At 36.1% G+C, this 22,789-nt stretch carries 19 protein-coding genes; 4 read left to right on the top strand and 15 right to left on the bottom strand.

What is annotated here, in order from left to right; all coding sequences use genetic code 11:
- Positions 1–276: 276 nt before the first annotated feature.
- Positions 277–1,137: a nucleotidyltransferase-like protein gene (locus tag LG276_RS07570; RefSeq protein ID WP_251163047.1), complete on the bottom strand. Its 861-nt coding sequence runs from the start codon at positions 1,135–1,137 to the stop codon at positions 277–279.
- 142 nt (positions 1,138–1,279) lie between these two features.
- Here LG276_RS07570 and LG276_RS07565 point away from each other — a divergent pair, with 142 nt between their 5' ends.
- Positions 1,280–1,642, top strand: coding sequence for a YgzB family protein (locus LG276_RS07565; RefSeq protein WP_224935706.1), 363 nt, complete (start codon positions 1,280–1,282; stop codon positions 1,640–1,642).
- A gap of 123 nt (positions 1,643–1,765) precedes the next feature.
- Here LG276_RS07565 and perR read toward each other — a convergent pair whose 3' ends face one another.
- From perR to LG276_RS07550, 3 genes are all read right to left on the bottom strand, one after another.
- Complete coding sequence (perR, locus tag LG276_RS07560; RefSeq protein WP_180317040.1) at positions 1,766–2,206, bottom strand: peroxide-responsive transcriptional repressor PerR; 441 nt, start codon at positions 2,204–2,206, stop codon at positions 1,766–1,768.
- 369 nt (positions 2,207–2,575) lie between these two features.
- Positions 2,576–3,046 carry a thioredoxin-dependent thiol peroxidase gene (bcp, locus tag LG276_RS07555; protein WP_251163048.1) on the bottom strand — a complete coding sequence of 157 codons (471 nt, stop codon included), beginning with the start codon at positions 3,044–3,046 and terminating at the stop codon, positions 2,576–2,578.
- A 76-nt stretch (positions 3,047–3,122) separates the two neighbouring features.
- Entirely contained in the window at positions 3,123–3,539 is a 417-nt protein-coding gene (locus LG276_RS07550; RefSeq protein ID WP_224935704.1) for an ion channel, read from the bottom strand.
- 169 nt (positions 3,540–3,708) lie between these two features.
- Between LG276_RS07550 and LG276_RS07545 the strand changes: the two genes are divergently transcribed.
- The 3 genes from LG276_RS07545 (at position 3,709) to LG276_RS07535 (ending at position 11,425) form a co-directional block, all read left to right on the top strand.
- Positions 3,709–5,004 (top strand): glutamate-1-semialdehyde 2,1-aminomutase, encoded by a 1,296-nt coding sequence (locus LG276_RS07545; RefSeq protein WP_281202767.1) that lies wholly within the window; start codon positions 3,709–3,711, stop codon positions 5,002–5,004.
- A 351-nt stretch (positions 5,005–5,355) separates the two neighbouring features.
- On the top strand, positions 5,356–9,825 hold the full coding sequence (locus tag LG276_RS07540) for a glutamate synthase-related protein (protein ID WP_251163049.1): 4,470 nt from the start codon (positions 5,356–5,358) through the stop codon (positions 9,823–9,825).
- Positions 9,826–10,339: 514 nt separating this feature from the next.
- Complete coding sequence (locus LG276_RS07535; RefSeq protein WP_224935702.1) at positions 10,340–11,425, top strand: aromatic acid exporter family protein; 1,086 nt, start codon at positions 10,340–10,342, stop codon at positions 11,423–11,425.
- 57 nt (positions 11,426–11,482) lie between these two features.
- Here LG276_RS07535 and nikC read toward each other — a convergent pair whose 3' ends face one another.
- The 11 genes from nikC to mutY all read right to left on the bottom strand — a co-directional run bounded on the left by nikC (position 11,483) and on the right by mutY (position 22,756).
- Positions 11,483–12,352: a nickel transporter permease gene (gene nikC, locus LG276_RS07530; protein ID WP_224935733.1), complete on the bottom strand. Its 870-nt coding sequence runs from the start codon at positions 12,350–12,352 to the stop codon at positions 11,483–11,485.
- Positions 12,353–12,395: 43 nt separating this feature from the next.
- Positions 12,396–13,400, bottom strand: a complete 1,005-nt coding sequence (locus LG276_RS07525; RefSeq protein WP_224935701.1) for an ABC transporter permease — start codon at positions 13,398–13,400, stop codon at positions 12,396–12,398.
- Between the two features lie 79 nt (positions 13,401–13,479).
- Positions 13,480–15,078 carry an ABC transporter substrate-binding protein gene (locus LG276_RS07520; RefSeq protein ID WP_251163050.1) on the bottom strand — a complete coding sequence of 533 codons (1,599 nt, stop codon included), beginning with the start codon at positions 15,076–15,078 and terminating at the stop codon, positions 13,480–13,482.
- 17 nt (positions 15,079–15,095) lie between these two features.
- The gene (locus LG276_RS07515; protein WP_224935699.1) at positions 15,096–16,079 is read right to left on the bottom strand and encodes an ABC transporter ATP-binding protein; all 984 of its coding nucleotides are present in this window, start codon (positions 16,077–16,079) and stop codon (positions 15,096–15,098) included.
- On the bottom strand, positions 16,076–17,068 hold the full coding sequence (locus LG276_RS07510; protein ID WP_224935698.1) for an ABC transporter ATP-binding protein: 993 nt from the start codon (positions 17,066–17,068) through the stop codon (positions 16,076–16,078). Before LG276_RS07510 ends, LG276_RS07515 begins: the two co-directional genes overlap by 4 nt.
- A gap of 371 nt (positions 17,069–17,439) precedes the next feature.
- Positions 17,440–19,188, bottom strand: coding sequence for an ABC transporter ATP-binding protein (locus tag LG276_RS07505; protein ID WP_281202768.1), 1,749 nt, complete (start codon positions 19,186–19,188; stop codon positions 17,440–17,442).
- 171 nt (positions 19,189–19,359) lie between these two features.
- Entirely contained in the window at positions 19,360–19,890 is a 531-nt protein-coding gene (locus LG276_RS07500) for a DUF402 domain-containing protein (RefSeq protein WP_095370002.1), read from the bottom strand.
- A 261-nt stretch (positions 19,891–20,151) separates the two neighbouring features.
- Positions 20,152–20,418 (bottom strand): YgaB family protein, encoded by a 267-nt coding sequence (locus tag LG276_RS07495; protein WP_224935697.1) that lies wholly within the window; start codon positions 20,416–20,418, stop codon positions 20,152–20,154.
- Between the two features lie 162 nt (positions 20,419–20,580).
- The gene (locus LG276_RS07490; RefSeq protein WP_224935696.1) at positions 20,581–20,736 is read right to left on the bottom strand and encodes a gamma-type small acid-soluble spore protein; all 156 of its coding nucleotides are present in this window, start codon (positions 20,734–20,736) and stop codon (positions 20,581–20,583) included.
- Between the two features lie 85 nt (positions 20,737–20,821).
- Positions 20,822–21,574, bottom strand: a complete 753-nt coding sequence (fabL, locus tag LG276_RS07485) for an enoyl-[acyl-carrier-protein] reductase FabL (RefSeq protein WP_224935695.1) — start codon at positions 21,572–21,574, stop codon at positions 20,822–20,824.
- Between the two features lie 75 nt (positions 21,575–21,649).
- A complete protein-coding gene (mutY, locus tag LG276_RS07480; RefSeq protein ID WP_251163051.1) occupies positions 21,650–22,756 on the bottom strand; it encodes an A/G-specific adenine glycosylase in 1,107 nt (368 codons plus the stop codon).
- Positions 22,757–22,789: the final 33 nt, after the last annotated feature.

The following is a 22,789-nucleotide window of genomic DNA, read 5'->3' as shown; positions in this document are numbered from 1 at the left end:
TGATTAGCTCATTTGCACCTATGGTGCTTTGTTGCTGATAAATCAGCTTTTTTAGAATTACGCTTGACGTTTTACGTTCGTTCAGTTTTCAAAGAACAATCTCGTTCGCTTTAGAAGCGACTTTCCAATAATAACATATCTATTATTATGGAGTCAAGATTTTTTTAAATCATTCCGTCGCGTTAGCTGTTTTTCATACAGTTATTAGCGACGGTTATTAATATATCATCATTTTTTTCCTTGGTCAACCACTTTTTGCTTTTTTAATATAATTTATTACAAACTGTAATATCGGTGTTTAATCCCTTTTCCTTTTGTTTCTTCACTAATTACTTTAATAAACCCTTTGTCAATTAAGTATTCTAATAGAATCACCAAATCCACTGAGTAGTGTCTCAGTTCTTTATGCTGGATGATTTCTTGAATTGTCCAAACTGATTGTTCTGCTAAAACTTCAAGTAAATGGCCAACTCCAGCCTTTGTTCGTGAATGAATTAAAAATTCACTAGCTAAAAATAATAGCTCTAACCTTTTCTCAAGCGGCTCATGACTTTGTACTAACTCTTCATAAAGTTTCATTATTTCTGGTTCCATATGGCGAATTTGATTCCACAGTGTTACTTCTGGATGGAAACCATTTTCTATAATTGAGAGCCTCGCTAAATGATGCAAAGAATGAACAACATTATTATAAGCATCAAAATAATTCTGATTTTCAAACAAAGTTTTCCCATCTGTATATCTTCTTATCAGCTTAGCAAACTCTAGTCCCATTTTGAGCTTTCTGTCCTTGAATGGGAATTCGTTTAATTTATCACGCAAGTTTCCTATATATTCATTGCGATCAAATAAAACCTTCCCACTATAAAGCCAGTCAAAAATCTTTCTATTACTCCCCATAAGTATCCATTGATCCAATTGTTGCTTCGTTATTATTTGCATTGAGGCTTTCTTATCTTCAAATGTGTAATGTTTCACAAAAATAGGCGTATCCGCATTTTCTACGATAATTAATAGTATTGCATCAAACGTATCTCTATTTGAAATTGTCTTTTCATTTCCCTCTACAATTAACACACCTAGTGTATTTAGTTGACTAGCTCTTTCTTGATAAATAGGACGGAGTATATCTTCCATCATAACGCCCCCATAATTTCGTATTAATATATTAGTTCGACAATTCATCTAAATTCCCTTTGATAAACACCAACAAATAGTGACAATTTTTTTATTTTTTCTTACAATGATATGATATAGTTAGTGTTTAGGAGGGAACAAAATGGCAAAAAAATATTCGAGTAAAATAAATAAAATAAGAACCTTTGCTTTAAGCTTAATATTTGTTGGATTTATTGTCATGTACATAGGTATTTTCTTCAGAACTTCACCATTAATTATGTCTCTATGTATGCTTCTTGGTGTATTATTCATTATTGCTAGTACGGTTATTTACTTGTGGATTGGCATCCTTTCAACTAAAGCAATACAAGTTGTTTGCCCAAATTGTAACAAGCCAACCAAAATATTAGGACGGGTTGATATGTGCATGCATTGTCGCGAACCACTAACGCTCGATCGCACACTTGAAGGAAAAGAATTTGACGAAAAATATAATCGAAAAGATACTTCATTAAAGCAGTAGATTTTCTCACGTCAAAAAAGAAGTAAATCTTAAAACAGACAATATGTTTACTCATATGTATAGAAAACTAAGTAAAAATACAGAGAAAAAGCTGGCAGCAGTACGCTGACAGCTTTAGACATTTTAATGCATTTCTTTTTTCTTTGAACACTCTGGACATTCCCCATAAACTTCCATTCTGTGGTGACTTACTTTAAAGCCAGTCACATGTGCTGCTAATTGTTCAACTTCATCCAAACCAGGATAATGAAAATCAACAATTTTACCACAACCTTCACAAATGACGTGATAATGTTGTGTTGTTACAAAATCAAATCTGCTGGATGAATCTCCATAGGTTAGTTCTTTTACTAACCCAACCTCACGAAATACTCTTAAATTATTGTAAACTGTAGCCACACTCATATTTGGGAACGTTCCCTCTAATGCTTTGTATATGTCATCAGCTGTTGGGTGCGTCATTGAGTTTATTAAATATTCAAGTATCGCATGACGCTGTGGAGTAATGCGAACCCCTGTATCTTTTAACGTATCCAATGCTTCTTTAAGATGTGTTTGCGCCACCGTCATGCACCTCTCTTCTATTCATTCTTATATTATAATCTTTATAAATAGTTTACTAATAATTATTGAAAGTTGTCAATAACCGCGTTTCAAGAAGTATGTTTTTCTTATTTTATCATATAGACTAAACCCAGCTAATATTCCATCTTTAATAAACTTAACTTTGTTAATACCTTTGTATTTCTCATTCCACAAATTGACAGATCTAACCCGTCATCAAAAAAAAATTCCGGACTCATTTTAAAAGTCCGGAAAATATATTTGAGGAGGTATGCCCTAGTTTAATCATATTCAAACTAGCTTTACTTGCGTGGACAAAAGCCTTAAATTCTTTAAAATAGGCAAGTTATTATCATGTTATTTTAAAGCCTAACCTTTTCTATTTTGTAAGAAATGCAACGCATCTTCTACATGTCCTTTTACTTTCACTTTTCGCCACTCTTTTATTAATCTGCCTTCCTCGTCAATCACAAACGTAGAGCGTTCAATCCCCATATATTCTTTACCAAAATTCTTTTTCAACTTCCAAACTCCGTAGCTTTCTGCAACTTCATGATTTTCATCTGCAAGCAAAAGAAATGGTAACCCATGTTTCTCAATAAATTTCTCATGACGTTTGATCGGGTCAGGACTAACACCAATAATGACCGTATTCATATCAGAAAAATCATTATGCCTATCGCGGAAATCACATGCCTCAGTCGTACAACCAGGTGTCATATCCTTAGGATAAAAATATAATACGACATTCCTCCCGCGAAAATCTTCTAGATTAACAACTTCTCCATTACTTGCTTCTAATGTAAATGCGGGTGCTTTTTCTCCAAGTTCTATACTCATAAATCGCTCACTCCTTAACCACGTTTTTCTTAGACTATTAAAAACAAGAGTGAAATACAAGTAAACACCCTTCTTCTCATTGATCATTTTTATTATCAATATTAAAAACAACTCTTGCGACAAATGCAGTTGGAATGACATAGCCTATCAATGCTTCAACCATCGCAACCATACGGCCTAAACCCACGGGGATAACATCTCCATAACCCAATGAAAAAAGAGTAACAGCACTAAAATAAAAACCTGATGCAAGACGATCTAAGAAATTAATCCCTCCATAGCTTGTTTCATCTATTAGCACCACATGCCCATTTAAATCGAGAATAATATATATTAACCCAAAAGCAATCAAAATCGTAGCATATAGACAAATTAAATAAAAAAAGTTATCTAATGACACCCATCTTCCCTTCGTTCTTTTAGGTGTTAAGAGGCTTTGCATACTCATAAAAATACATAATGTAACAGTAAAAATAACGAAAAAAAATAGCACGACTAACCTCACCTCTCTCGTGACGGTATTACCATTATACGTTCAACTTTTTGAGAGTATGACAAGTTGTCTTACTGACGATAGATATGAAAATATTTTGCTTTTAACATATCATTAGCTTACATGTTAAAATATAAAGGGAGATTATATTACTTAAGGAGGAATATTGATGCATTTTATCAATTCCGAACGACTACATAAAGAAGCTGTTGAACACATTGTCGGGGGTGTAAACAGCCCTTCTCGATCTTATAAAGCGGTTGGTGGAGGATCACCTGTGGCAATGGAGAGAGGCCAAGGTGCTTACTTCTTTGATGTAGATGGGAATCAATATATTGATTATTTAGCAGCATACGGACCTATTATTACAGGACATGCTCACCCTCATATAACGAAGGCCATTAAAGAAGCTGCCGAAAGAGGAGTACTATTTGGCACACCTACGCCGTATGAAGTAGACTTCGCTAAACTGCTGAAAGAGGCGATGCCTAATTTAGAAAAAGTAAGATTTGTGAATTCCGGTACGGAAGCTGTGATGACAACCATAAGAGTTGCAAGAGCGTATACAGGAAAAGATAAAATAATTAAATTTGCCGGCTGTTATCACGGACATTCTGATTTAGTACTAGTTGCAGCTGGTTCTGGTCCGTCAACTCTTGGTACACCTGATTCTGCCGGGGTACCTCAATCGATTGCAAAAGAAGTAATCACCGTTCCTTTTAATAACATTGATTCATTTAGACAAGCAATGGATAAATGGGGACATGAGATTGCAGGAGTTTTAGTAGAACCGATTGTAGGTAACTTCGGTATTGTCGAGCCCTTACCAGGGTTCTTGGAAGAGGTAAATGAGATAAGTCATGCACATGGTTCACTCGTTATATATGATGAAGTTATTACTGCTTTTCGTTTTCACTATGGAGGTGCACAGGATTTATTAGGTGTGCAACCAGACCTCACAGCATTAGGAAAAATTATTGGCGGCGGTTTACCCATTGGTGCCTACGGTGGCAAAAAAGAGATTATGGAGAGTGTTGCTCCACTAGGTCCCGCCTATCAGGCAGGAACAATGGCAGGAAACCCTGCATCAATCTTAGCTGGAATTGCTTGCTTAGAAGTATTAAAACAACCTGGGGTTTATGAATACTTAGATAGATTAGGCGAAAAGCTTGAAGATGGCATCATGAATGCGGCCAAGCAGTTCAATATTTCCATATCAATTAATCGATTAAAAGGGGCATTAACTGTTTATTTTACTGATGAAAAAGTAATCAACTATGAACAAGCAGAAAATACGGACGGTGAGACGTTTGCTAAGTTCTTCAAGCTTATGTTAAATAGAGGCATCAACCTAGCACCTTCCAAATATGAAGCATGGTTCCTTACAATTGCTCATACAGAGGAAGATATTGACGCTACCATTCAAGCAGTCCATGATACTTTCGAAGAATTAGCCAACCAATAAATAAAATATTCATTTTTTATACACTAAAAGAGAGCCATCCAGCTCTCTTTTTCTCTTGATACATACTATGAAAACGTTTACAAATATAGATTCCGCTATACATTTTTATACATTCTCAACCTTTTTCATATCCATAAAAATGTATAAATAATTGATTTCTGAAAATTCATGTGATATGATAATGAAAATATTCTGTATAATTCCTTCGTTACCGAAACACTTTAATGCGTTACCCAGTTAAATAACATTTCAATTAACTTCGCTAGAAATCTTAACAATCTAGCAACCTCAAAAACATTACTAAACTAGGAGGTGAACGGCTTAAGGCATTGCCTCAAAAAGCCGAATACTATGACTCAACAATGGACCCCTTCCCAATTCAAAAATTTTAATAATCAAGAACACGATGCATGTGGGATTGTTTCTTCATTAGAAAAAGAAAAGATTCCAACACGTGAAAATATTTTCAGTTGTATAGATGCATTAGTAACAATGAACCACCGTGCAGGATTTATTAATGGAGAAGGAGATGGCGTCGGGATTCATATCGATATCCCCCGTACACTCTGGAAAGAAAAACTTAAAAATGCTCAAATCGATTCAGCAGTTGTTGACACACCCAACTTTGTCGTCGGTCATCTCTTTTTCACTCGTAATGAACAAAGTGAAACCTTCAAAACAGAAGTACGTCAACTTCTTGATGATAAAGGATTTTCTTTAATTTTCGAATCAGATGAAGTGACAGACTCTTCTGCACTTGGCCCAATAGCGATTCAAGAGAACCCTGTTTTTTGGCAAATTGCATGTATGGTTGATAAAAATGAAACAGATCTGAATCAAGCGATATTAGAAGTCATTGTAGAAGCAGAAAAAAATGAATTTATTCACGTAGCATCCCTTAGTCAGTTTCATGCTGTATATAAAGTAATGGGAGCTGGCGATATTTTACCTAAATACTACCACGACCTAGCAAACCCATTGGTAGCTTCGACTATGACACTTGGCCATAATCGTTATTCGACTAATACACTCTCAAGCTTTTTTCGTGTGCAACCATTTGCCGTCTTAGGGCATAATGGTGAAATTAATACGATTGCAAAATTACGCGACGAAGCTAGAATGATTAATGTACCACTCGTTAGAGGAGGTAGTGATTCCCAAGATTTAAGCAGAACAATTGAAACACTCATTTGTAGAGATGGCTATTCATTATTTGAAGCGATGGACGTACTCTTCCCTCCAATCATTAATGAAATCAAGTCATACCCTCCACATTTGCAAGATTTATATACTTATATAAGGGAAGCATGGGGTCATTTCGCTCAAGGGCCTGCTGGAATTATCTCAAGATTCGGAAACGAAGCGGTATATAGTGTAGACTCCCTTGGATTAAGACCCCTTTGGATGTTAGAGACTGAAAGTTCTTATTTATTCTCATCTGAACCAGGGATTATTTCATCGAGTGAATATGTAAGTGAACCGAAGCCCTTATCTCCTGGTGAAAAAGTTGGCTTCAAATGGAACGGTAATAAACTAGAAAAATATGAACATGAAAACTATCAGGAAGAAACATTTAATCGCTTCTCTTCTCGTGTAAATGTTAAAGATTATAAAAATCGTTTACGTGCGCCAGTTTTGAATAAAGTAACTACAATGGCTTTCCCTACAAAGATTCATAATGGTCAATATAAAGCGTTTGGTTGGGAAAGAGACCATGTGAACTTAGTAGAACAAATGGCAGAAAAAGGCGCGGAACCTATCCGTTCACTTGGCCATGATGCTCCATTAGCTGCTTTAAATGGTGAGAGAACAAATATCGCTGATTTTATTAAAGAAAGTGTTGCAGTTGTTACTAACCCTGCCATTGATAGAGATAGAGAAACAGAACATTTCTCTACTAGAACAATTATCGGTAAAAGACCGTCACTCTTTAATAATGAAGAATCCATAGATGTACTTGAATTACAAACACCTTTATTAATAGAAGGAAAATTAGGATACGAGTGTGTAAAGGAAATCAATCAGCCTAGCTATGATCAAGTAACTGAATATTATCAAACACAAAAGAAAATTGCCTATCTTTCTATCACTTTTTCAAAAGATGAAACGATTAAAGAGGCCATTTCACGCTTATCAAAAGAAGCGATTGAATCAGTTAAAGCTGGTAAAACACTTATTGTCTTGAATGATGCCAGTGCTCATCAAGAAGATTCCTACTGGATGGATCCACACTTAGTCGTATCTGCCATTGATCAAGCATTAGTAAAAGAAACAATAAGAAGAGACTGTTCTTTACTTTTACGTTCCGCTTCTATCAGGTCATTACATGATATTATTACAGCTTACGGTTTAGGTGCAGATTTAATTAGCCCATATTATATGTTTGTAACTGTTGCTAACGAAGAAATAACTCCTCTTGTTAACTTATATTCAGCTTTAACAAAAGGGTTGGAAAAGGTAATCTCTACAATCGGGATTCATGAACTAAGAGGATATGGTCGCTTATTCTCAACTATTGGCTTAAACGAAGAAATCGCTGAATATTTAAATATCATCAATTTCTTTGGTTCAGGTGAGCTTAAATACAATTTTGGTCATATGAAAGAAGATGCTTTGTTAAGAGCGGAAGACTTTATAAACGATAAAAACAGAATCGGGAAAACCTTCCATCTATTCCCGAGAATTTGGAAAGCAATTGGTGAAGTTGCGTCTACAGGTGAATATGATGCTTACCGTGAAAAGATAAGCGAACAAGAAGCTCAGAACCCAACAACCATCCGTCACCTAACTGATTTTAAACAATCAGAAACCAAAATTTCACCAGAGGATGTTAATATTTCTGTTGGAGATCATAACTTACCATTCGTTATTTCTTCTATGTCATTTGGTTCTCAAAATGAAATTGCTTTTAGAGCCTATGCAGAAGGTGCAGAAAGACTAAATATGATTAGTTTAAATGGTGAAGGCGGAGAAATAAAAGATATGCTCGGAAAATATCCTCGTACAAGAGGTCAACAAGTTGCCTCAGGACGATTTGGAGTAAACGCTGAGCTTCTTAACTCTTCTAACCTTCTTGAGATTAAAATCGGTCAAGGAGCAAAACCAGGTGAAGGCGGACATCTACCAGGCTCTAAAGTAACAGCTAAAATAGCTGAAGCTAGAAATGCAACAATTGGATCTGATTTAATTTCACCTTCAAATAATCATGATATTTATTCTATTGAAGATTTAGCACAAATGATTCATGAATTAAAAACAGCGAACGATAAAGCGAAAGTGTCAGTTAAAGTACCTGTTGTGCCTAATATTGGAACAATTGCTGTAGGAATCGCTAAAGCTGGTGCGGACATTATCACTTTAAGTGGGTTTGATGGTGGTACAGGTGCAGCTAGAATCCACGCGCTTCAACATGTTGGTTTACCAGTTGAAATTGGTGTTAAAGCGGCCCATAACGCCTTACTAGAAGCTGGATTAAGAGATTATGTTGAGCTATGGGCAGATGGCGGCTTAAAAAGTGTTAGTGATGTTTTAAAAGTGATGTTACTCGGTGCAAATAGAGTCGGGTTTGGTACATTATCAATGTTAGCCATTGGTTGTACAACTTGCCGTGGGTGTCATCTAGATACTTGTCATGTTGGAATTGCTACGCAAATTGATTCAGAGGCACAAGCAAAAGAACATGGGTTAAGAAGATTCGTTCCTCGTCAATTTGAATCTGCTGTCCAAGGATTAGTTAACTTATTTTCTGCTTTCGGTAAAGAACTGCAAGCACTTGCCGGCAGCATCGGTATTCGCAATCTACAAGATGCCATTGGACGTACAGATTTACTTGAACAAATAAAAGGAAAAGAACAATTGAATTTAGACTACTTACTTCGTACATTAGACATTTCACAGCTCACTAATAATGAGCAGCCTAAAGAAGTGAGTGAGGCTCAATTACAAGTAGCTGTTGGTGCTGAATATCTAGACAAGAGTGTAGAAGAATTACACCAATCGCGTACCTTCTCTAATGTTACTTCAGAGCAAAGGGTGCTTGGTAGTCGTGTTTCTTGTCACCGTGTAAGAGGACGCTTAGATGGATCATATAAAACTCTTCCGCCAGTTGACCTCAAATATAATGATGGGTCTATCCCTGGTAACGGATTAGGAGCCTATAACAGTTTCGGCATAAACATCGAAGTAGCAGGTGGTGCACAAGATGGTATTGGTAAAACTTCCTTCGGTGGGCAAATCTTAATTTTTAAATCGAAAGGTAAGAATGGACAGTATTATAATGGATCTGTTGGAAAAGGTTTTGGCTATGGTGCACAAGTGGGACTTCTCGTTGCCCAAGGAAACGCTGATGCAAGAGCTGGTATTCGTCTATCTGGAGCTGATATGATTATCGGTGGACAACTAACAAGTGCAATTCCCGAGAAGGAATTTGGGAAAATCGGTACAAATGCGAATATTAAGGGATTTGCGTTTGAATATATGACAAACGGTCGCGGCCTTGTATTAGGTGATCCGGGCCCATGGATCTGTGCAGGGATGACAGGTGGCGTCGTCTATTTAAGACATCAACCTGAAATGGGATTAACAAAAGCAGCAATTGAAAGAAGAATAGCCAAAGGTGCAAAAGTAAACGTAACCGAGCTTGACCAAAATGGACTAGATGATGTAAAAGAACTATTAGAAAAATATATCGGTCTATTGATGGATCAAAACCAAGAAGATGAAGCAATTGGTTTAAAAGCTCTTTTATCAGATTTAAGTAGTCACTTTTTGCAAGTTGTTCCAGTTAAAGAACAAGCCGACCCTTCTGTTTCAACTGAGTGATATAACATACATTTCTTCTGCTATAAGAAATACTCATTTAATTTTGTTTTTGTGCTAAACTTGAGACACGAGGAATTCTAATGATGAATTTCTCGTGTTTCTTTATGAATTTATGTGTATGTGACTCATTTCACTTGGAGTGCGGAAACAGATTCGGGCTTCAACATTATCGGTCATCCGTTTGTCATTAAAGGCAAATCTGAAATTAGTCGATATTTCGCCTCATTTCTAGTAAATTCTTCTCTCTTACTGGTTTTTTGATGCGATTCTCTGCTAATCCAAACAAATTTCTCCCTCTTGCTTCCCTTTTGATGTGTTTCTATTTTTTCACTTAAAATTAATCCACTTTAATTTTTTATTAATTTTAACGACTTTTCATATTTGTCTATTGAACTTATACTAATATCCATGTATAGTACATAATTGTTTAATAAAGAAAAAAAACGTATAAAGTAAGAGTGGGTGTTTATCATGACAGCCATACTAATGATTGAGCAGAAAGGATTATTTAAATATGAAGCTTGGCGCCCGCATTCTGAAAACGGGGATCGCAATCATACTATCTTTATTTTTAGCAGAACTTTTTCAACTCCCATCTCCTGTTTTTGCAGGGATTGCAGCTATTTTTGCACTGCAACCAACGATTTATCGTTCTTATTTATCTGTACTTGAACAAATTCAAGGAAATATAATCGGAGCAGTAATCGCGGTATTATTTGTACTATTATTTGGTCATGAAATTCTCATTATCGGTTTAGCAGCAATAGTAGTTATTACGATTAATTTAAAATTAAAGCTTGATAACACGATTGGTTTATCACTCGTTACAATGGTAGCGATTATGGTCACACCAGGAGATACCTTTACCGAGTTTGCCATTCTTAGATTCTCGACAGTTATCCTCGGGATATTTTCTGCATTTATTGTTAATCTGGTGTTTATTCCACCGAAATATGAGAAGAAGTTATATGTGAAGATTTCTAATCTAACCGAAGAAATTACAAAGTGGATTCGCTTAAATATAAGGCATGCTTCTGAACATCATTTATTGAAAAATGATATACGAACCATGCAAGAAGGATTAACAAAGATTGATACACTTTTTTCTTTATATAAAGAAGAACGTAATTACTTTAAAAAGAAGAACCATTCCAAACCGAGAAAATTAGTTATTTACCGGCAAATGAATGCCGCTAATAAAAAAGCTTTAGAAACTTTAACAAAGATGCATCGCTTTGAGAATGATTTAGCAGAAATGCCGGAAGATTTTCAACACCTTATCCAGCAACAATTGGATATTATTACTCATTATCATGAACATGCGGTATTAAAATTTATTGGGAAAGTTCGACCAGAAGTCGTTTTTGAAGAAGGCGATATTACTTTAAGCAGAAAGGAACTTTTCACGCTCTTTTTAGAACAACAACATCTCATTTCAGATGATGGGCAGGTAGAATTAGCTCATACTATGCATATTGTATCTGCAATGATGGATTATAATGAACAAGTGGACCGATTGAATTGTCTTATTAGTAGCTTTCAAAAGTTCCATAAAGAAGACTCTTCTTTAACATTAGATGAAGCCGTTGACGAACAATAATTAATAAGAGGCTATCGGATATAAATGCTCCGATAGCCTCTTTTCTTATAAATCTCTCTAATTCTTCATCCTCGGGTCTAAGGCATCTCTTAATCCATCCCCCATTAAGTTAAAGCCGAGAACTGTTAACATGATGGCTATGCCAGGGAATATCATTGTCCACGGTGCTTGGATAAGTAATACTCTTGCATCTGAAAGCATTTTACCCCATTCCGGATTCGGTGCCTCTGCACCTAAACCTAAGAACCCGAGAGCTGCTGCTTCAATAATAGCCGTACCAATTGCCAGAGTTCCTTGCACGATAATAGGTGCCATACTATTGGGAAGTACATGCCTAAATAGAATTCGATTATTTTTCATCCCAACTGCCTTCGCGGCTACAATATACTCCTCTTGTTTAACACTTAATACTTTTGAACGAATTAACCTCCCAAAGTTAGGAATATTAATAACAGCTATCGCAATTAATGCATTCTGCAGTGATGGTCCTAAAACGGCCACAATAGCAATTGCCAAAAGAATACTTGGGAAAGCAAGCATGATATCAAAAATCCTTGAGATAATCGTATCAATCCATCTTCCGTAATACCCCGCAATAATCCCTAATAAAGAACCTACAACAGCCGAACCCATTACCGCTAAAAAACCAACCCATAACGATATTCTCGCCCCAAAAATTACTCTCGAAAAAATATCTCTCCCAAAATCATCGGTTCCAAACCAATGTTCCGCCGAAGGCGCTTGAAGCCTATTTGCCATATTCTGCTCATTAATGCCCTGTGGCGCAATGAATGGCGCAAAAATGGCTAGCAGTATAAAAAATACAACAATCCCTGTACCGACTAAGGCAATTTTGTTTTTCATGAAGCTTTGTAACGCCTCCACCCAAGGCGATTGTACTTTATCTTCATTATTTTTTGGCTGAATAGGTGGTTTATTATTTACTGATACTTCCACGTCTATTCCTCCCTTAACGATAATTAATTCGCGGATCGATTGCAGCGTACAATAAGTCTATGAATAAATTAATCATGACAAATATAAATGCAATCACTAATATTCCAGATTGAATGACAGGATAATCTCTCGCACTAATCGCATCGTAAATATATCTGCCCATACCCGGCCAACTAAATATCGTTTCGGTAAGAATCGCACCACCTAACAATAAGCCTGTTTGCAAACCTATCACAGTAAGAACAGGAATCACTGCGTTTTTTAATGAATGCTTGTACACAACCCAAAACATTCTTATTCCTTTAGCTCTTGCTGTTCTAATATAGTCAGATTTCATTACCTCTAACATTGAAGATCTTGTTATTCTAGCAATGATGGCCATTGGAATTGTTGCTAAAGCAAACGCTGGCAATATTAAATGACGTAACACATCAACAAATTGATCAAACCTACCTTGAATCAATGTATCTATTAAATATATATTTGTTATAGATGTAACAGGGTTCCTTACCTCTTCCCTTCCAGATGTCGGTAACCAATCCAGTTGAATAGAGAAGAACCATTGTTCCATCAAACCTAACCAAAAAATAGGTATAGAAACACCGATCAGTGCTAAAATCATCGCTATGTAATCAAACCAAGAATGCTGAAACCATGCACTTATGATACCAGCATTAACCCCTATAAAAATGGCAATTAACATTGCGCAAAAGGATAACTCTAAAGTTGCTGCTAAGTATGGCCAAATTTCTTGATTTATCGCTGTATTGGTTTTGATTGATTCTCCCAAATCACCAGTCAATAAATCCCCCAAATATGTAAAGTACTGAATATACCACGGTTGATCTAACCCGAGCTGTTTCGTTAAGGCCTCTATCGCCTCTTCCGTAGCTAATTGCCCTAATATGATTTGAGCTGGATCACCAGGAATTGCACGAATCATTAGAAAAACAATCAGTGATAAACCTAATAGGACGGGTATTAATGCAATTAACCGCCTAACTGTGTAAGTTAACATCTTCTCACCTCTATTACTACATTATTATCAGATGAATAGAAAAGGGAGTGTGCCACTCCCTTTTTCTATCTCTATTGATTTATTGACTGACCTCCACATGTGAAAGCAAATCAGACCCTGTCGGATGTGGTAGGAAATTCTTAATATTAGATTTCCCAGCTAAAATAGGACGTGAATGTACGAGCGGAATCCATGGTGCATCTTCTTTTATAATTACTTGTGCTTGTTTGTATAACTCATCTCTTTTCGCTTGATCGGTAGTTGCTTGTGCTTCTAATAATAAATCATGTACTTCACTGTTCTTATAATAAGTGTAGTTATTTGATCCGATGGCATCTTCATCTAATAATACGTATAAGAAGTTATCTGCATCACCATTATCACCTGTCCATCCAAGTAAGAATGAATCAGCTTCTCCATTATTAGCTTTTTCTAAATATGTTCCCCATTCATATGAAACAATCTTAGCTTTAACGCCAATTTCAGCAAAATCAGCTTGTAGGGCTTCAGCTATTTTTTGGCCGTCCGGCATATATGGTCTTGGAACTGGCATTGCCCATAATTCCATCTCAAATCCGTCTTCATATCCAGCTTCCTTAAGTAATTCTTTTGCTTTTTCTGGATCGTATGGATAATCTTCAATTTCGTCATTATAACCAGAGATTACTGGTGGCATTGGGTTTACAGCTGGGTCCGCTGCGCCTGCATAGAATGCATCGATGATTTCTTCTTTATTCACCGCATGGTTAAGAGCTTGACGGACTAACTTTTCCTGTAAAGGACCCCTCGTATTCGTTAATCCAACATAAGCAACATTCATTGTCGGTCTCTCAAATGTTTGTAGGTCTGGATTATCCTCAATTTGTTGGACATCGCTGAAATTCACACCATCAATTAAATCAACTTCTCCTGAAGCTAAAGCGTTTAGTCTTGCAGAGTTCTCAGGAATAGATCTGAAAATGACTGAGTCTAATTTTGGTAAACCTTCATCCCAATACTCTTCATTCTTTACGATTGTGATTCTGTCATTTCTTTTCCATTCTTGAAACTTAAATGGACCCGTTCCAACTGGGTTTTCAAGGAATTTATCACCATGCTCTTCAATGGCTGTTGGACTAGCGATACCAAATGGAGACATCGCCAAGTTTTTATAGAATGGTGCAATTGCTGTATTTAACTTGACTTCAACCGTATAATCATCAACCGCTGTTACACTATCAACCTTATCTCCAAATTGAGAATTGTAATAATAGAATTGTTCTTTATTCCCTGCCATCCAACGTTCGAAGTTGAATACGACAGCTTCTGCATTAAAATCTGTTCCATCATGGAACTTAACTCCTTCACGTAGTTTAAGTGTTTGAGTTAAACCATCCTCGCTTGTTTCCCACTCTGTAGCAAGACCAGGATGAAGCTCCGTATCTTGCTCACCAAATTCTACAAGGGTTTCAAAAATATTTTTCGTTACTTTAAAAGCTTCACCTTCAGTTGTAATTGCTGGGTCAAGAGAAGTTGAATCTCCTCCTCGACCAAAGACAAGTGTTCCTCCAGTGCTTCCTTCATCTGCTTCTCCGCCTTCATCTCCATTATCACCTGAAGTAGAACTATTACACCCAGCAAAGATAAGCGTACTAACCATTAATACAATAAGTAGCCAAAAACTTTTCTTTTTCTTCATTCTTCATTCTCTCCCTTCTAATTTGCAATCTCTTTCTCATATAAATGGCAAGCCACCATATGTCCATCTTCTATTTCCTGCAAAAGAGGTCGTTCTTGCTTACAAATCTCCATACATTTTGAACATCTCGTATGGAAAGCACAACCGTTTGGTGGATCAGCAGGGTTAGGGATATCTCCAGATAGCACTCCCTGAGCAACAGCTATTTCTGGATCAGGGACCGGAACGGAACTTAGAAGTGCTTCTGTATATGGATGAAGTGGCTTATCATACAATTGTTTAGCGGTTGTTAACTCAACCATTCTACCTAAATACATAACCCCTACACGGTCGCTAATATGTTTGATCACCCCTAGGTCATGAGCGATAAATATATAGGTCAGACCGAATTCTTTTTGTAAGTCTTCTAATAAATTCAATACTTGTGCCTGTATGGATACATCTAGAGCAGACACAGGTTCATCAGCAATAATTAATTTGGGTCTGGTCATTAATGCGCGCGCAATTCCAATCCGTTGGCGTTGACCCCCACTAAATTGATGGGGATAGCGCTTAGCATGGTAACCGCTTAATCCAACAACTTCAAGCATCTCTCTTACCTGCTTCTTCCGTGTAGCTTTATCTCCAATCCCATGAACAATTAAAGGTTCTTCTAATATTTGTTCGACTGAGTGACGTGGATTGAGTGAAGCAAACGGATCTTGAAAGACCATTTGCATGTCTTTTCTCAATTTTCTCATTTCATAATCTGATAATTTTGTAATTTCTTTACCGTTGAATGAAATTTTCCCTTCGGTTGGCTCAATTAATCTCATTAACATCCTTCCAGTTGTTGACTTCCCACAACCCGATTCACCAACGATTCCTAATGTTTCTCCTTCATTAACAAAAAAGCTAATATCATCTACTGCTTTTACATCCGCAACTTTGCGATTAAATACCCCAGCAGTAATCGGAAAATATTTTTTTAAATTTTCTACTTCTAATATTGCTTTACTCATGAGACTTCCCTCCTCTTCTCATGTAGAAAGCATCTTACGGTATGCTCTTCACCATCTTCCATAAACAATACAGGGTCTTCCATGACGCAGCGTTCATGAGCAAATTCACATCTTTCAGCAAAACGGCAACCTTTTGTAATTGAACCCGGCTTCGGTACATTGCCCGGAATAGAATATAATCTCGAATGCTCTCCCCTAATATCTGGAACCGACTTTAACAACCCCTGTGTATAAGGATGCTTTGGGTTCTTAAATAAATCTCCAACCTTTGCTTCTTCTACCACTTGTCCTGCGTACATTACAATGACACGCTCACACATTTGTGCCACTACGCCAAGGTCATGCGTAATCATCATAATAGAAGTTTGCAACGTTTTATTTAGCTCTTTCATTAGACCAAGAATTTGCGATTGAATGGTTACATCCAAAGCAGTTGTTGGTTCATCAGCTATTAGTACTTCGGGATTACAGGACAGTGCCATGGCTATCATTACCCGCTGTCTCATTCCCCCAGACAACTGATGCGGATACTCTTTCATTATCGCCTCTGCCCTTGGTAAGCCTACTAGCTTTAGCATTTTAAGTGCGATTTCATTTGCTTCTTTTTTTGACTTTTTCATATGTATTTTGATGCCTTCTGTCATTTGTTCCCCTATTTTAAAAAGCGGATTGAGGCTAGTCATCGGCTCTTGGAAAATCATAGCGATTTCATTACCACGAATTTCTCTCATTCTTTTTTCATTTGCCCCTACTATATTCTCACCGTTAAGTAGTATATCCCCGCCAACTATTTTCCCAGGTGGTTGCGGCACAAGCTTCATAATAGACAATGATGTTACGCTTTTACCACAACCTGATTCACCAACAATACCTATTACCTCTCCTTTATGAATAGTAAAACTTACCTGATCGACGGCGGTTACTTCTCCGTCTTTAGTTACAAACGAAGTTTCTAGGTTTCTTACCTCTAATACCGGAGATTGCGTCACTATGTCACCCCTTTAACAGTTTCTTCTACATTCTCCCTCCGTTTTTTAATATTTTATAAAATATGTAAGAATAAGTCTATCGTTTTTTCAGAAATATTTAAATATAATTATAATTCTCAAAAATTACGCTAGTTTATTAATGTTTTAAAGTATTATTCGGAATTTTACAATTATTAATATAATAAAATAGCAATTAGATATTTTATAGAGAAGGGAGGCACCAGTCTGATCTGTATTCACAATCTAGTTTTATCTTAGGCACTACCTGTTATCGGATACTACTCAAGCCAACGAAACTAAAAAATCACATACATGTCTAAATTCTAAGAAGAATTTTACATGAATGTGATTTCATTCGTATTACCTTATAATTAAGATTCAAGTTGTTGTACTTGAAAAAGCTTATAATAGTGACCTTGTCTCTCCATTAATTCCTCATGTGTGCCCGTTTCCACAATTTCACCATATTCAACGACAACAATGCGATCGGCATGTGTGATTGTAGATAATCTATGAGCAACGATAAACGTCGTTCGATCCGTTGCCAAATCATTTAATGCTTCTTGAATAAGATGTTCGCTTTCTAAGTCTAATGCTGAGGTCGCCTCATCTAATATAAGAATTGGAGGGTTTTTCAAGAAAATACGTGCAATGGCAATTCGTTGTTTTTGCCCACCGGAAAGCTTTACTCCTCGTTCTCCCACTTTCGTTTCATACCCTTCAGCCAAATCCATTAAAAATCCATGGGCATTAGCTGCCTTAGCTGCTCTAATGACCTCTTCATCACTAGCATCAGGCTTTCCGAGTAATATATTTGCTTTTACTGATTCACTAAACAAAATATTATCTTGTAGTACCATACCAATATGATCTCGTAAACTTCTTACTTGGAAAGAACGAATATCTTCACCATCAAGTAATATTCGCCCACCTGAAACATCATAAAAGCGTGGAATTAAACTAACTAGTGAAGATTTCCCTCCACCACTCATTCCAACGAGAGCAATGGTTTCCCCTTGTTTCACATCTAAATTAATATTACGAAGAACAGCACCATCTTCATTATTATATTTAAAATGAACATCTTTGAACTCGATATGGCCAGCTACATTTCTACAAGGGATAGCATTTTCTTTATCATCAATATCATATTTTTCATCAACTAATTCAAACACACGGTCCATTGAAGCAATAGCTTGTGTCAATGTTGTCGAGGAATTGACTAGCCTTCTAAGTGGATTATATAAACGGTCAATATAAGCTACAAATGCCATCATAACACCTAAAGTAATTTGACCTTGTATTACTTGATATCCAGCAAAGGCAATTACTAGTAGTGGCGCAATATCAGTAATTGTATTCACGACTGCAAATGCTTTTGCATTCCACTTTGTATGATCAATAGCTTTTGATAAAAAGTTACTGTTATGCTTCGTGAAATTTCTTTGTTCATAATCTTCTGTGGCAAAACTTTTAATAACGGCCATTCCTTGAACTCTCTCGTGTAAATAACCTTGAACCTCAGCTAAAGCTTGTGATCGATCTCTTGTTAACCTTCGTAAATTTCCAAAGAAATACTTTACACTTAATGCATAGAACGGCATTAAAATAAGCGATACAATCGTCAATTTAATATTCATCGTAAACATAATTGCAACAGCTATAATAATAGTGGCCATATCCAGCCATAAATTCATCAGACCTGTAACAACAAAATTCTTTGTTTGCTCTACATCATTTATGATTCTAGATATCACTTCGCCCGATCGATTATTCGCATAAAATTTAAAGCTTAATTTCTGAATATGAGTAAAAAGTTTATCTCTAATATCAAATAAAATCTTGCTCGCTACCCATTGTGCGAAATATTGTCGATAATATTCTACTGGTGGTCTTACAATTACAAAAACAATCAACATTATACCCATGATCGTTAAAAGTTGTGTCATTTTTTCAGGTTGTGTAAGCGCATCATTTCCGACTATATCATCGATTACATATTTAATTAACAGCGGGATTAATAATGGTATTGCAAATTTCACAATACCAATTAGTATTGTTAAGAAAATCTGTAGGCGATACGGCTTAACAAAATGCATATATCTATTAATTATGTTCAATTTTAGCCTGTCACCCTTTTTGATCTTTTATCTTTTAATCTATCCAGATTATCATGATTCATTTCTTCTTCAAGCCTTCTAGATATTCATTATGTAAAGATAATACCATTTATTTTTCATGCCAAATAAAAACCTGTTGTTTATCATATCAACAGGCGCAAATAAAACATTTTATCTTCGGTAAGTCAAGTATCTTTCATACCAACCATCCACAAAATCCGGTGCAAAAGGACCTTTTCGTTGTCTAATTAAGAATATCAACTTGTCCACATTTGCCCACAAGATTTTATCAATCGGCGTGGGATAACGCATTTCTTGCCGATGACGCTCATATTCATCTTCATCCAATAAATTAAACGTCATATCCGGAAAAACTTTAATATCTAAATCGTAATCAATATACTTAACCGCCTCTCCATCGTAAATAAAAGGAGAGCTTAAATTACAATAATAGTACACGCCATCTTCTCTCAGCATTCCGATAATATTAAACCAATATTGTGAGTGAAAATAACAGATTGCCGGTTCTCTCGTAATCCATGTTCGACCATCTGATTCAGTAACCATCGTACGATCATTTGCTCCAATAATTAAGTTTTGCGTACCTTTAAGGATTGTTGACTCTTCCCAGACGCGATGGATGTGCCCATTATGTTTATAACTATGAATTTGTACCGGTTCACCTTCTATGGGTACCGCCATTCTTTTCCCCTACTTTCCTTTCTGGAAGCTTTGGAACCTTTTATTAAAAAGGACATCCTCTCAAACTTATTACCTTCTATAATGCTTCCGATAAGTTGATTGATGATTAAAGGTAACAAAGTGCAGATCCTATTTTCTATTTATTATAACGTTAAAAAATGAATTTTAAAACAAAGACAGCTTAATTGTCGGCAGATTAAGCAGTAATTAAGTATGTAATGCTCATCCTATTGTATCATTCTTGCCTTTAACATATGTTTACTAAACGATAATCTTCGTATTTTTCATATTTTGTTTGCGAAACAATTTCACCACTTCATTCGTTTGCTGTTCAAATACAGCCACAATTTCATCTAATTCATCTTTCATTTTTTGGATTTCACTGTGAATATCGCTTACAGCTGTTCTAGAGCGTAAACGAGAAAGTTCATTTTGAAGTTCATGACATCGCTCCACTTCACTTTGCAAATAAAGTAAATGATCCATTGTTTTCATTTGATCTTCAACCAATGCTTGAAATTCATTCATAAAAATACACCAGCCTTTAAAGTCTTTTCTAAACTATTCTATCTTTTTTGTATCGATTCCTTTGCAGATTATTGTTGATGAGATAGAACTTTTGTCGAAATAAGAGAAGGCTAAATATAAAAAAGCACCCCTTTGAAAAAAGGAGCGCCTTTTAATGAAAAACTATTGTTGATTTTGGTTGTTTTGGTTTTTCGCTTTTTGCTTATTAGCTTCAGCTTGTTGATTTTGTTGTCTTACTTCTTGAGCATTTGTTTCACTCGCAAATTCTTGATTATATTGTTGTTGGTTTTGTTGTTGTTGATTTTGCTTTTTAGCCATCCTAATCACCTCCACGCTCATTAATTTAACCAGAGCGAGAGGAATTATCCATTTTTTTCGAAGTAATTATATTCTGAATATTACATCAAACCAATAATGAGATGCCACCATCCACTATTATCGTTTGTCCGCGAATCATGCTGGCATCATCAGATACTAAAAACATGACCGAGTTGACCATATCATCAATAGAGACCATTCTACCTGCTGGCGTTTTTTCACTTGCTTCAGCTAACAACTCTTCTCTATTTGGAAAATGTTTTAATGCCTCTGTATCCACTGCTCCACCTGAGACGGCATTTACACATATATTTTTCGGTGCTAATTCAACAGCTAAATATCTTGTTAAAGCCTCTACAGCAGCTTTAGAAACACCGACTACAGTATAATTTTCCAAGTAGCGAATAGAACCTAGTGAGCTAATGCTGACAATCTTTCCACCGCCATTTTTCTCCATTAACTTAGCTGCTTCTTTCGCACAAAATAACAACGCTTTACTATTAATATTCATTGTCCAATTCCAATGAGTTTCCTCTAATTCCATAATAGGTCTTTGTACGCCGGATGCAGCATTACTAATGAAAACATCTAGACGGCCAAAGGTTTCATCTATTTGCGCAAACATTGATTTTATTTTTTCATTATCGCCGACATTTGCTTTAATTGTTACTACTTTTCTTCCTAATGATTCGATCTCCCGAGCGACTTCTTCCGCTTGTGAACGACTACGAGCATAGTTTAAAACAATATCATAACCTTCTTGTGCAAGTCTCAATGCAGTAGCTCTGCCAATGCCTCTGCTACTTCCTGTAATTAGTGCAACTTTTCTTTCATTCATCTAAAAACTTGCTCCTTTCAATGTTCAATTCTTCCATCGTACCCATTTTATCTTGTTGTGTTATGATTGACAATCTCATTCATCCATTATCCCCTTATACTGCATGTACTGCTTCAACATTTTTTGATGGGAGACGGGAAATGGATATTTTTTTATGTCTTCTAAGGATACTAATTTTACATTCTCTGTTTCAGTTACTGAATGAATTTCCCCTTCATACAAATTGATATGCCAAGTAAGGTGCGTGAACACATGATCAATTTGACCAATACGCTGATTAATTTTCAAATGCGTATCGTATGACTTAGATAATTGATTTTGGAGTTGCTGTTTATCTGAATCGATTTGAAGATGAATTTCTTCATTCGGAAACTCCCATAAATTAGCTAACAATCCTTTATTTGGTCTTTTACGGATTAATATCTGCCCCTTACGATTAGTGAGGATAGCAGAAGCAATCTGAACATGCTTATTTTTCACCTTTTTTGTTTTTACAGGTAATTCCGCTTGCTTACCTTCATAAAAAGCATGACAATGATCTCTCACGGGGCATAATAAGCAAGATGGGGAAGTTGGCGTGCATATAAGCGCACCTAACTCCATTAAAGCTTGATTAAAATACGATGGGTTATCATGAGAAATTAACTCTCTTACCGCTGCTTCAAATATTTTTCTCGCTGAAGCTTTAGCGATATCAGCTTCGATCATGAGAATACGTGAAAGAACACGCATCACGTTACCATCAACTGCAGGTTCTGGCTCACCATAAGCAATACTTAATATCGCACCAGCAGTGTAAGGGCCAACACCTTTTAATGCAGAAATATCCTTAATATTGTTAGGTACTACTCCGTCATACTGTTCCTGTACTTCTCTGACTGCAGATTGTAAATTTCTTGCCCTAGAATAATAACCAAGACCTTCCCAAAGTTTCAGCACCTTTTCTTCTTCCGCTTCTGCAAGATCTTTCACTGTAGGAAATGCCTCCATAAAACGTAAAAAGTACGGGATAACGGTGTCGACTCTTGTTTGTTGGAGCATGATTTCAGACACCCATACTTTATATGGATCTTTATCCTTTCTCCATGGTAGGTCTCTCTGCTCTTTTTCAAACCAAGATAATAAATCCTGTTGAAATGCATAAATATCTATAGGATTATCTTTTAGTTGAGAATTGTTCATTTTTTTTAACCTCCATGATTTGAAACTATGTTA

The sequence above is a fragment of the Cytobacillus kochii genome (assembly GCF_044790165.1).
GTDB classification, from domain to species: domain Bacteria; phylum Bacillota; class Bacilli; order Bacillales; family Cytobacillaceae; genus Cytobacillus; species Cytobacillus kochii.
This window is presented reverse-complemented; position numbering and strand designations above follow the sequence as displayed.

What these genes read in the sequence shown, in the direction of transcription:
- LG276_RS07570 (WP_251163047.1), bottom strand. Translation starts at nt 1,137, where the DNA reads ATGGAAGATATACTCCGTCCTATTTATCAAGAAAGAGCTAGTCAACTA.
- LG276_RS07565 (WP_224935706.1), top strand. Translation starts at nt 1,280, where the DNA reads ATGGCAAAAAAATATTCGAGTAAAATAAATAAAATAAGAACCTTTGCT.
- bcp (WP_251163048.1), bottom strand. Translation starts at nt 3,046, where the DNA reads ATGAGTATAGAACTTGGAGAAAAAGCACCCGCATTTACATTAGAAGCA.
- LG276_RS07545 (WP_281202767.1), top strand. Translation starts at nt 3,709, where the DNA reads ATGCATTTTATCAATTCCGAACGACTACATAAAGAAGCTGTTGAACAC.
- LG276_RS07540 (WP_251163049.1), top strand. Translation starts at nt 5,356, where the DNA reads ATGACTCAACAATGGACCCCTTCCCAATTCAAAAATTTTAATAATCAA.
- LG276_RS07535 (WP_224935702.1), top strand. Translation starts at nt 10,340, where the DNA reads ATGAAGCTTGGCGCCCGCATTCTGAAAACGGGGATCGCAATCATACTA.
- LG276_RS07525 (WP_224935701.1), bottom strand. Translation starts at nt 13,400, where the DNA reads ATGTTAACTTACACAGTTAGGCGGTTAATTGCATTAATACCCGTCCTA.
- LG276_RS07520 (WP_251163050.1), bottom strand. Translation starts at nt 15,078, where the DNA reads ATGAAGAAAAAGAAAAGTTTTTGGCTACTTATTGTATTAATGGTTAGT.
- LG276_RS07515 (WP_224935699.1), bottom strand. Translation starts at nt 16,079, where the DNA reads ATGAGTAAAGCAATATTAGAAGTAGAAAATTTAAAAAAATATTTTCCG.
- LG276_RS07500 (WP_095370002.1), bottom strand. Translation starts at nt 19,890, where the DNA reads ATGGCGGTACCCATAGAAGGTGAACCGGTACAAATTCATAGTTATAAA.
- LG276_RS07495 (WP_224935697.1), bottom strand. Translation starts at nt 20,418, where the DNA reads ATGAATGAATTTCAAGCATTGGTTGAAGATCAAATGAAAACAATGGAT.
- LG276_RS07490 (WP_224935696.1), bottom strand. Translation starts at nt 20,736, where the DNA reads ATGGCTAAAAAGCAAAATCAACAACAACAAAACCAACAACAATATAAT.
- fabL (WP_224935695.1), bottom strand. Translation starts at nt 21,574, where the DNA reads ATGAATGAAAGAAAAGTTGCACTAATTACAGGAAGTAGCAGAGGCATT.
- mutY (WP_251163051.1), bottom strand. Translation starts at nt 22,756, where the DNA reads ATGAACAATTCTCAACTAAAAGATAATCCTATAGATATTTATGCATTT.